This is a genomic window from Thermanaeromonas sp. DSM 22490, from assembly GCF_056378755.1.
In genome coordinates this window covers 1-9,772 of sequence record NZ_JBJHHE010000043.1, presented here as the reverse complement: position 1 = coordinate 9,772, position 9,772 = coordinate 1, and the positions used below count along the sequence as shown (strand labels likewise).

General features: G+C 46.3%; 12 protein-coding genes. All 12 read left to right on the top strand.

Annotated features, from left to right (window positions below; translation table 11 throughout):
- A partial coding sequence (locus tag AC1BI1_RS14920; protein WP_476718099.1) for a hypothetical protein occupies nucleotides 1–222 on the top strand: 222 nt, incomplete at its 5' end.
- Nucleotides 223–236: 14 nt separating this feature from the next.
- On the top strand, nucleotides 237–812 hold the full coding sequence (locus AC1BI1_RS14915) for a transposase (protein ID WP_476718098.1): 576 nt from the start codon (nucleotides 237–239) through the stop codon (nucleotides 810–812).
- A gap of 125 nt (nucleotides 813–937) precedes the next feature.
- On the top strand, nucleotides 938–1,879 hold the full coding sequence (gene yhfZ / locus AC1BI1_RS14910) for a GntR family transcriptional regulator YhfZ (RefSeq protein WP_476718097.1): 942 nt from the start codon (nucleotides 938–940) through the stop codon (nucleotides 1,877–1,879).
- A 60-nt stretch (nucleotides 1,880–1,939) separates the two neighbouring features.
- Nucleotides 1,940–2,290, top strand: a complete 351-nt coding sequence (locus AC1BI1_RS14905; RefSeq protein WP_476718100.1) for a PRD domain-containing protein — start codon at nucleotides 1,940–1,942, stop codon at nucleotides 2,288–2,290.
- A 4-nt stretch (nucleotides 2,291–2,294) separates the two neighbouring features.
- Nucleotides 2,295–2,666, top strand: coding sequence for a DUF2620 family protein (locus tag AC1BI1_RS14900; RefSeq protein WP_476718096.1), 372 nt, complete (start codon nucleotides 2,295–2,297; stop codon nucleotides 2,664–2,666).
- A gap of 30 nt (nucleotides 2,667–2,696) precedes the next feature.
- Nucleotides 2,697–3,989 carry a YhfT family protein gene (locus AC1BI1_RS14895; protein WP_476718095.1) on the top strand — a complete coding sequence of 431 codons (1,293 nt, stop codon included), beginning with the start codon at nucleotides 2,697–2,699 and terminating at the stop codon, nucleotides 3,987–3,989.
- Nucleotides 3,990–4,099: 110 nt separating this feature from the next.
- Nucleotides 4,100–5,203: an aminotransferase class V-fold PLP-dependent enzyme gene (locus AC1BI1_RS14890; protein WP_476718094.1), complete on the top strand. Its 1,104-nt coding sequence runs from the start codon at nucleotides 4,100–4,102 to the stop codon at nucleotides 5,201–5,203.
- A 5-nt stretch (nucleotides 5,204–5,208) separates the two neighbouring features.
- Complete coding sequence (locus AC1BI1_RS14885; protein ID WP_476718093.1) at nucleotides 5,209–6,369, top strand: YhfX family PLP-dependent enzyme; 1,161 nt, start codon at nucleotides 5,209–5,211, stop codon at nucleotides 6,367–6,369.
- Nucleotides 6,366–7,571 carry a phosphopentomutase gene (locus AC1BI1_RS14880; protein ID WP_476718092.1) on the top strand — a complete coding sequence of 402 codons (1,206 nt, stop codon included), beginning with the start codon at nucleotides 6,366–6,368 and terminating at the stop codon, nucleotides 7,569–7,571. The genes AC1BI1_RS14885 and AC1BI1_RS14880 overlap by 4 nt, the downstream gene beginning before the upstream one ends.
- Before the next feature lie 22 nt (nucleotides 7,572–7,593).
- Nucleotides 7,594–8,331 (top strand): glucosamine-6-phosphate deaminase, encoded by a 738-nt coding sequence (gene nagB / locus AC1BI1_RS14875; protein ID WP_476718091.1) that lies wholly within the window; start codon nucleotides 7,594–7,596, stop codon nucleotides 8,329–8,331.
- Between the two features lie 36 nt (nucleotides 8,332–8,367).
- Nucleotides 8,368–8,652, top strand: a complete 285-nt coding sequence (locus AC1BI1_RS14870) for an HPr family phosphocarrier protein (protein ID WP_476718090.1) — start codon at nucleotides 8,368–8,370, stop codon at nucleotides 8,650–8,652.
- Nucleotides 8,645–9,712, top strand: coding sequence for a phosphoenolpyruvate--protein phosphotransferase (ptsP, locus tag AC1BI1_RS14865; RefSeq protein WP_476718089.1), 1,068 nt, complete (start codon nucleotides 8,645–8,647; stop codon nucleotides 9,710–9,712). The genes AC1BI1_RS14870 and ptsP overlap by 8 nt, the downstream gene beginning before the upstream one ends.
- Nucleotides 9,713–9,772: the final 60 nt, after the last annotated feature.

The window sequence follows — 9,772 nt, the reverse complement described above, 5'->3', positions numbered from 1 at the left end:
TCACAAAGCATTCATGAGCAAATTAATGAAAGCGGAATCCTTTGTGGCATAATCTCCATAATTAGGGGGCCAGCCCGCAAAAACCGCATCCATGCTGTTCCTTCCCGGCATGCTGTAACTGTACTGGTGAGCGACCTGTTTGGGTTAAAGGACAAGCAGTTCCTCCGGGAGTTTGAGGAACTAACCAAAGTGGAGAAAATAAGTGCTGACCTCAAGCCTTAAAGTCCTTGAGGCCCTTGAGGTGGAAATCAGAGGCATTGAGAGAAGGAGCTGAATCACAAGGCTATAATCCTGCCCGCAATGGAAATCTTTCTGGCATACCACAAATAGATGTTCTGGCCGCCTTGAGCATTCTGACCAAGATTGGCGACATCAAGCGTTTTGCAGCGGTGAAGAAGCTTGCCAGTTTCTCCGGGCTAGTTCCTTCGGCGCACCAGTCGGGCAAGATCCGGTACATCGAGCACATCACCAAGGCGGGCTGGAGCATGTTGCACTGGATCCTCATTCAGGTCGCCCAGGCGGCGGTGAGACAGCCCGGCGCTCTGCGAGACTTCTACTTAAGGCTCAAAAAGCGCAAAGGCCATAAGATTGCTATCGTAGCAGCGGCAAGGAAGCTACTCACCATCATCTGGGCCATGCTGACGAAGAACACGGAGTATCGCCACCTCAGGGAGGACGTGCGGCGGAAGAGAATACGCCGTATGCACAAAAGGGCGCTGCCGTACAAAGTTGACAAGGATTTGCCGCAAAAAATTACGTCTCTCGTAGGAGAAGAGCAAACAATGACAGAAATACCCTCTCCTGCAGCCTAAATCATCTAAAATCAGGATTGCGGTTTTTCATAGGTGGGGATGCCCGCGCGTAGTTGACTATTTCATCACACATGCTATAATTAATATAGCGAATACCAATAAACAAAATCTTGGATATTGGCCGGGTGAAGAAATTGGTTAATAAAGAACTCCTCACAAAACACGGGATAGCGGTCTTAAAGCTGGCGAGAGAGTTCATGCGATTAAAAAATGGAGATAGAATAGAGACACTAGCCCACTATGCAGAGCAGTTGGACCTTGGCAGAGGTACAGTACAATCCGCTCTAAGGTATCTAGAAGAGATAGGAGCTGTAGAATTGGAGCCCAGGGGGCACCTGGGGACGTACATAAACAAAATAGACTACCGCAAGTTGTGGGAAATTTCGCGGGCGGGGAGCGTTACAGGGGCCATGCCTCTCCCCTATTCGCGCAGATATGAAGGACTGGCTACTGGTCTTTATAAAGCTTTTGAAAAGGCCAATATTCCACTTAATCTCGCATATATGAGGGGAGGGTATAGAAGGCAGGAAGCTCTGGAACAAGGGAAATATGACTTTATTATAATGTCTAAGCTGGCAGCCGACATAAATATAGCGTCAGGGAAAGATATGGAGATAGTTATCGATTTCGGCCCCTATTCCTATGTGAAAGGCCACAAGGTATTGTTTTCTAGTCCTGGAGAGCGAGAGATAAAAGATGCCATGAAGATAGCTTTGGATAATAGCTCTATAGACCACCTTATTCTCACCCGTTATGAGTGTGAGGGAAAAGATGTGGAATATGTAGAACTTCCTTATAACCAAATTTTAAGAAGCCTTGTGGATAAAAAGATAGACGCTGCGATATGGAACATAGACGAAATTGAAGATAGAAACCTCCATATTCCGTATTACGATTTAAGAAATCCTAAGGCTGTAAAGCTTCAGGAGGACGGAACCAAAGCAGTGTTAGTAGTCAGGAAATCAGATTGGGGTTTGGGTGATATTTTAAGGCGGCTTATTGATAGGAATTATGTGCTTGATATCCAGATAAAGGTTTTAAAAGGGGAGATGTTGCCTAGCTACTAAATTTTTCATACACGATTAGACAAAAATCTGTACATTGAACGGAGGCAATTGTTATTGGCCATGACAGATAGGATTAAACTACTTTACGATAGAGGCGTTATAAGTCACGACACTAAGCAGTTGGTTCTGGAAGCATCAGACTGGTTAAGCAAGCGAGGGGTGAAATTAGACGATGAGCAAGGTCAGATGTTCTTAACCCATTTTGCCATGTCGCTAGAACGAATTAAAAAGGGCGAAGAGGTAGAAACATTGACACCTCGTATGCTTGCTGAGGTGGAAACCAGCCGCGGCTACAGCCTCGCGAAGAGCTTTATCGATTTTATTGAACAAAAAGGTAGGGTTAAACTTCCTACCGGTGAAAAAGGGTATATACTGCTTCATCTTTGTGCCTTAGTTGAAAGGGAGGGTTAGTTCTTTGATTAGGATTGCGGTAGGAGGCGCTATAGATAAACAAAAGATAGCAGAAACCATCAAGAAGGCAGGAGGTGAAAAGGTAACAGTTAGTATACTTTCTGACGTGGATGCTGCCATGGCAGTAAAAAGTGGGAGGGCTGATTATTATTTCGGCGCCTGTGCTACGGGAGGAGGTGGTGCTCTGGCTCTGGCCATGGCATTGATTGGAGGTACAAAGTGTGCCACCATTTCTATGCCCGGCCGACCTCCGAGGGAAGAGGATGTGGTTAAAGCGGTACAGGAGGGGAAGATCGCTTTTGGCTTCACTAGTGACCATATTGATAAAGCAGTACCCATGATTTTGAAGGCTATTTTTGACAAGACAAAAGAATAAAGTTGTTTAAGCAGAGGGGTGAATACCTTAATGACTACTAAGATAATTGTGGTGGCTCTTGCGGGTGCATTAGCTTCTATGCTGGCCAACCGTGGAGTAGCTGTATTTCATGATGGCCTAAGGCCTATTATGCCGGAATTTATTGAGGGGCGCATATCGCGCAAAGAACTTGTAGCGGTGGCCTTTGCACTTAGTTTCGGCCTCATAATTGGCTTCGGAATACCGTTTTCTGTGATGTACCCTATCCTGTTAGTACACTGCTTGTTCTTGGGAACAGATGTAATAGGAGTCGCCATGCCAGGAAGACCAGGGTCAAGTCTACGGGAACCGGAGTCACTTATTGGTTTGGTTGCCTCTGCAGTAGCAGGTGCCATTTACGGTATTCTTTTAACTCTAGGGTTAAAAGGTTTTGCGGATTTGATGACTAAACTACCGATCAACTTTTTTGATGCTATGGGTAAAATTGGTGATCCAGTGGTATTTTCTTTTGCTGCCTTTCCAGCACTGGCCGTTAGCTTTCAGTATGGTATCAAACCGGGGTTGATTACCTTTGCTTTAACTCTTGTCGGACGGCAGATCGGGTTAGTAGCGGGTATGGCTAAACCGGACGGGCTTGCCTTGGCTGTAGGTATGTTGGTGCTTGTACTGTGGGCCTTACGTGAGCCAAAAGATAAAACAGGAATTACCCTTGAAGGCTTTTTTAGTGTTCGTGCAGATCGCATACGTAGGAGTCTTCCGTTTATAGCTCTAATGGGTGCTGTTTACGGACTAGCCTCTAACCTCCACATTATGATGGAAGGACCCCAGTCTTTGGTAGCTCTGGGTAAGAACGATGTATCTGGTGCATTAGGGATAACCATTGCCCGGGCTTTATCTTTTATACCTCTCAAGGGTACAACTGCTCTTGCTACCGGGGTCTTTGTAACTGACGGTTTTGGGTTTACCGCCACCGCGGGACTTCTGGCACCCTCTCCAGTCATCGCCTTTATCTTAGGGGCTGTTGTTATGTCTGCTGAAGCCCTAAGCTTGGCGTTAGTCGGATCCCTTTTAGATAAATTTCCTGGAGTCAGAAAAGCAGCAGACAATATTCGAACAGCCATGACCCGCGTCCTTGAGGTAGCTTTGCTTATTGGCGGTGGTATAGCTTGTGATGCTATTATGCCTGGTTTGGGTTTTTTAGTAATGGCCGGAGCCTATGTATTGAACGAAGCTGCGGGCGCACCCATCACACGAATGGCTATTGGGCCGGTTACTGCGATTGTTGCTGGATTACTTGCCAACCTTTTAGTCATCATTGGGTTGTTGCCATTACCTCCTAAATAGCAAATAACTGTTAGTTGGTTCGGCCGATGAGAGGGATACCCGTTCTGATTTGGGTCGGCCGTACAAATAGGAATGTCCCAAGCCTATCCTTTCAAGGGGGGTAATAAAAATTGGAATACTTTTCCTTTAAGACTTTTCCTTTAGAGTGCTTATCCTTGGAGGAAGCTAAACAACTTCAATTTAAATTGGTAGATACTATCACACGCCATTTTACAGGAACTGAATTTTTAAGTATGGGAGATCTCGGGGTCGTGCCCAGCCTGGGTCGGCCCCGGGCTACTGCTAAGGTGGAGAAGGTAATAGCAGAATTCTTTGGAGCAGAAGATGCGGCGTTAGTTAGGGGAGCGGGTACCGGGGCTATACGCTATGCCCTGCAGGCTCTTGTCAAGCCTGGAGATAAGATCCTAATCCACGATGCGCCTATTTACCCCACCACTTCAATCACCATGGAATTTATGGGGCTTAATACCGTAAGGGTAGATATGAATAATACGGAGGAAGTGCTTCAGACCCTTACCCCGGATATCAAGCTCGTGTACATCCAGCACTCCAGGCAGAAAAGTTCCGATCGGTATAACATCTATGAATTGATAAGAGCCATAAGGGAGAAGTCGTGCATCCCTATAGTCACCGACGAAAACTATACAGTGTTTAAAACGAAATATATAGGTACTCAGGTAGGCGCTACGGCCTCTTGTTTCTCTTTATTTAAACTCCTAGGACCCGAGGGTATAGGTTGCGTTGTGGGAGATAAGCGCGTGATCGAGAGTATTAGGGAGATGAATTATTCGGGCGGCTGCCAAGTACAAGGGTACGAGGCCCTTGATGCTTTAAGGTCTATGGTGTATGCACCGGTTATGGCGGCCATACAGGCCGAGGAAATAGATAAAGTTGCGGCTGCCATTAATAGAGGCGAAGTACCCGGTGCCAAAGGAGCTTACATCACTAACGCACAGTCCAGGACTATTCTAGTAGAGCTGGAGGAAGCGATAGCTGCCAGAGTCATAGAAGAAGCCGATAAACTGGGTGCTGCCACTCATCCTGTGGGGGCAGAGTCTAGGTATGAGATTACACCTCTATTTTACCGGCTATCGGGGACTTTCATTCAAGCTGATCCCGAAATTAAGGATCGCATGATAAGGGTTAATCCCTTGCGGGCAGGAAGCGAAACTGTATTAAGGATATTGAGAGAGGCCATTAAGAAAGCCAGGTGATGCAAGTGTTTTTACAAGCTACTTTGAAGAATAATCCGGAGCTGGTTAATGTCGCAGCTAAATTTCATAGAGATGGACTGATACCGCCGAACACTTATTGTATTGACCTGGATATGGTCAGAAAAAATGCCCGGAAAATAGCAGAAGCAGGAAAGGAATACGGGGTCAGACTATATTTCATGACCAAGCAGTTCGGTCGAAACCCCCTTATTTCCCAGGCCATAGTACAAGCTGGTATCGAAAAAGCAGTGGCTGTGGACATGGACGAAGCCAGGATCCTCAACAAACATGGCATCAAAATAGGTCATCTAGGGCACCTGGTACAGATTCCGAAGGCCTCAATGAAAGAAGCTCTGAGGATGAAGCCAGAAGTAATTACTTGTTTTAGCCTGGAGAAGGTTGAGGAAGTAAACGAGGCCGCCAAGGAATTAAGGATGAGGCAAGACATACTTTTAAGGGTTATTGATGATGGCGATTACTTTTACCCTGGGCAAGAAGGGGGCGTAAAGCTTAAAGACCTGGAGAAGATGGCCTATGAGATAAAGAAATTACATCATGTCAGAATTGTAGGGGTTACCTCCTTTCCTTGCTTCTTATATAACGAAGAGACTCATAAGATAGAGCCCACTAATAATGTATTCACCATTAGAAAGGCGGCAGATATCTTAAAAGCTTTAGGATTTTCTATCACCCAGCTTAATGGTCCGAGCGCTACCTGCGTAAGTTCCATACCTATTTTAAAGGGCATAGGAATTACCCATGGTGAACCGGGCCATGCCCTGACAGGCACTACACCGCTCCATTCTCATGGAGGAGAGCCGGAGGGGCAAGCTATAGTGTACGTCACAGAGGTTTCTCATAGAAGTGAGGGTAATGCCTATGTCTTCGGAGGTGGATTTTATCCCAGATCCAAAATAAAAAAGGCCTACATTCCTGAAAGAGACCTCTTGCTGGATGTAGAGGAACCCGCCCCAGACTTCATCGACTATTATGTACCGTTAATAACTCGTGGAAATAAACTGGCCGTAGGTGATACTGTGATATTTTCCTTCAGGACCCAGGCGTTTGTTACTAGATCTAAAATTGCAGTAATAGACGGGATACAGAGTGGGAGCCCCAGATTGCTGGGCATTTTTAATGCCCTAGGAGATGAAGTTAACGGATGAAAAGAGCCATACTTTTAGTTATCGACAGTCTGGGTGTTGGCGAGATGGACGATGTGGCAAGGGTGAGGCCCCAGGATAAGGGTGCCAACACCTTGAAACATGTGGCAGAGGCTGTTGACAACCTGTGTTTACCCAACCTTGAAGCCTTAGGCGTTGGTTATCTAGTGGATACCCCCAAGATTAAAAGAGTTAGCATGCCGCTAGCGAGCTTTGGTAAGAGCAAGCTTGCGCACTTCGGAGCCGATACCTACCAGGGCCACCAAGAGATAATGGGAAGCAGACCCCGAAGACCAAGGGTTAAGCCTTTTATTTATTACATCGATCAGGTAGCAAAGGCCTTGAAAGAAGCCGGCTATGAAGTAAAAATCCCGGACCCTGACCACCCGTTCCTTCTTGTCAATAACTTGGTAACTGTTGCAGATAACATAGAGGCCGATCCTGGCCAAAACTATAACGTAACTGCGCCCCTGGACTACATCTCTTTTGAGGAAGAATTAAAGATCGGCAGGATAGTCAGGGAGAATGTAGAGGTCGCCAGGGTGATAGTGCTGGGCGGCAGTGGCATTACTGTAGAGGATATATTAAGGGCAGTAAAAGTGAAGGGGAACAATATTATCGGTATTGATTGCCCCGAGTCAGGGGTATATAAAAGGGGATACATGGTAAGGCACCTGGGTTACGGGGTAGATCCTGCGGTTCAAATACCTACGATATTGAAAAGGGCTGGTTTTGCTGTCTCTCTGATAGGGAAGGTGGCCGATGTAATAGAATGCCCCGGTGCAGATTATTATCCCATGGTAGACACAACTGGTGTGATGGAACTCATCCTAGACAGGTTAAGGTACCAGAAAGACGGCCTTATAGCTGCTAACGTGCAGGAGACTGATCTTTCTGGTCATTCCCAGGACCCGAAAAAATACGCTGAAAAACTAATGACAGTGGATTCCTATGTGGGCAAGGTCTTAGAAGAGATGGAGGATGAAGATATCTTAATAATAACGGGTGATCATGGGAATGACCCCACTATAGGCCATAGCTACCATACACGGGAAAAGGCCCTCTTGCTAGTCTACGGAAAGGGGTTAAAACCGTGTAATCTAGGTGAAAGACCTACACTTTCAGATATAGCAGCCACGATTGCCGACTATTTCGGGGTAATTCGGCCAGAGAATGGGGAAAGTTTTTTTGAATTGCTTGTATAACGGAGGTGGCCGACACTCCTCTATGCTGCCGCAGATAATAATTGTTGAAGACTACCAAAGCTTAAGCAAGAAGGCTGCTAAAATGGTTGCTGAACAAATAACGAAAGAACCCACCTTGGTGTTGGGGTTGCCCACTGGGAAAACACCCCTAGGGTTCTACCAGGAGTTGGTCCGCTTACACCAGGAAGAGGGGGTAGACCTGTCCCATGTCACCACCTTTAACCTAGACGAATATTATGGGGTTGCCCCGGGAGATAAAAAAAGCTTCCACTTTTACATGTGGGAAAACTTTTTTAAGCATGTAAACATCCCGCGAAAAAACATCCATATCCCGGACGGCCAGACAAAGGATGTAGAAGAGGAATGCCGGAGGTACGAGGAAGCTATAGTGAGGGCTGGAGGAATAGACCTGCAGATTTTGGGGATAGGAACTAACGGCCACATAGGCTTTAACGAACCGGGAACCGCGTGGAACACTACGACTCACCTGGTCCGGTTGACCCCCGAGACCCGCCAAGATAATAGGAAGAACCTGGAGGGAGAAGAAGATGTCCCGGAACTGGCCATTACCATGGGGATAAAGACTATAATGAGGGCGGATAAGATTTTGCTGCTAGCTAGTGGTGCGAATAAAGCGTCCATTGTAGCTCGAGCCCTACAGGGGCAGGTAAGTCCGGAGGTACCTGCTTCTGTTCTGCAGCTCCATCCTAGGCTAGTAGCCATTATAGATAGGGAAGCAGCTAGCCTTTTAAAGCTTTAGGTTAAGATGCTGAAAGCTTGCGGAGGAGGAGTTACCTTGATAGGAAAAGAAGTTACTGTGACTAACGAAACAGGCCTCCATGCACGGCCGGCTGGTCTTTTTGTTCAGGAGGCCAAAAAGTTTAAAAGCAAAATCACAGTGCATAAAGGGGATAAACAAGCAGATGCCAAAAGTATACTAGGGATAATAAGCCTTGCGGTTACTAAAGGGACTTCGATAGTGATAACCGCTGAAGGAGAAGATGAAAAAGAAGCGGTAGACGCTTTAGTGAGCCTGATTAACAGCAAATTTGGAGAAGGAGAAGAGATAGAAGATGATTAAAGGATTACCGATATCGCCAGGAATAGGCATAGGAAAAATCTACAAGCTAGGCAGTATTCAGCTTGATATTGTTGAGAGGACTATTTCTGAACGAGAGATACCAGGAGAAATGAAAAGGTTAGAGGAAGCCCTTGATAAGGTCAAAGAAGACCTTAAAGAGCTAGTTTTAAAATCTCGGGAAAAAATAGGGAAAGAAGAGGCCCAAATTTTTGAAGCCCATTTACTTATCCTTGAGGATCCCAGTTTGACTGACAAAATAACAAGCAAGATTAAAGAAGAAAAAAAGAATGCTTCCTGGGCGGTGAAGGAAGCAGTAGAAGAGGTAGCCCAGACCTTTGAAGCCCTAGAGGATGAATACTTTCGGGCCAGGGCAGTAGATATGCGGGATATCGGAAATAGGCTTATAAATTTCTTAGCAGGTGGGCATAGAAGGACGGAGGAGATCCCTAAAGGTTCAGTGGTGGTAGCTAAGGAACTGACGCCTTCAGAGACAGCTTTCTTTTCAGCCGAAATTATAAGAGGTATTCTTACTGAAAAGGGGGGACCCACTAGCCATGCGGCTATTGTAGCCCGGGCCCTGGGGATCCCTGCCATATCTGGCCTTCCCGGGCTCATGGATAAAGTAAACGATGGAGACGTAGCGATACTGGATGGTACAGAGGGGGTAGTATATTTAAATCCCGGTGAAGAGCTCATCCTAGAATTCGAAGAAAAAAGGAAGAAGCTTAAGGAACAGCAGGAACTCCTGCTTTCTGGTGGTCCTGCAGCGACCAGGGATGGTAAAAGGATAGAACTTGCCGCCAATATAAGGGAACCTAGGGAGGCGAAAGTAGCTATAAAACAGGGGGCGGAAGGGATCGGACTTTTCCGGACGGAGTTTTTATTCATAGATCGTGAGGAGCCCCCCAGCGAAGAGGAACAATTTGAAACGTACCGGGAAGTACTAAAGCTTATGGAAGGTAGACCAGTAGTTGTTCGTACACTGGATATCGGTGGAGATAAGCCCCTGCCTTACTTAAACCTGGCCCAGGAGGAAAATCCCTTCTATTTAGCCCCCTAAGCAGTTTGGAAAATCTCCGTGTAGAACCTATAATAACCTTAGGGGGTGTGGTCAATGAGA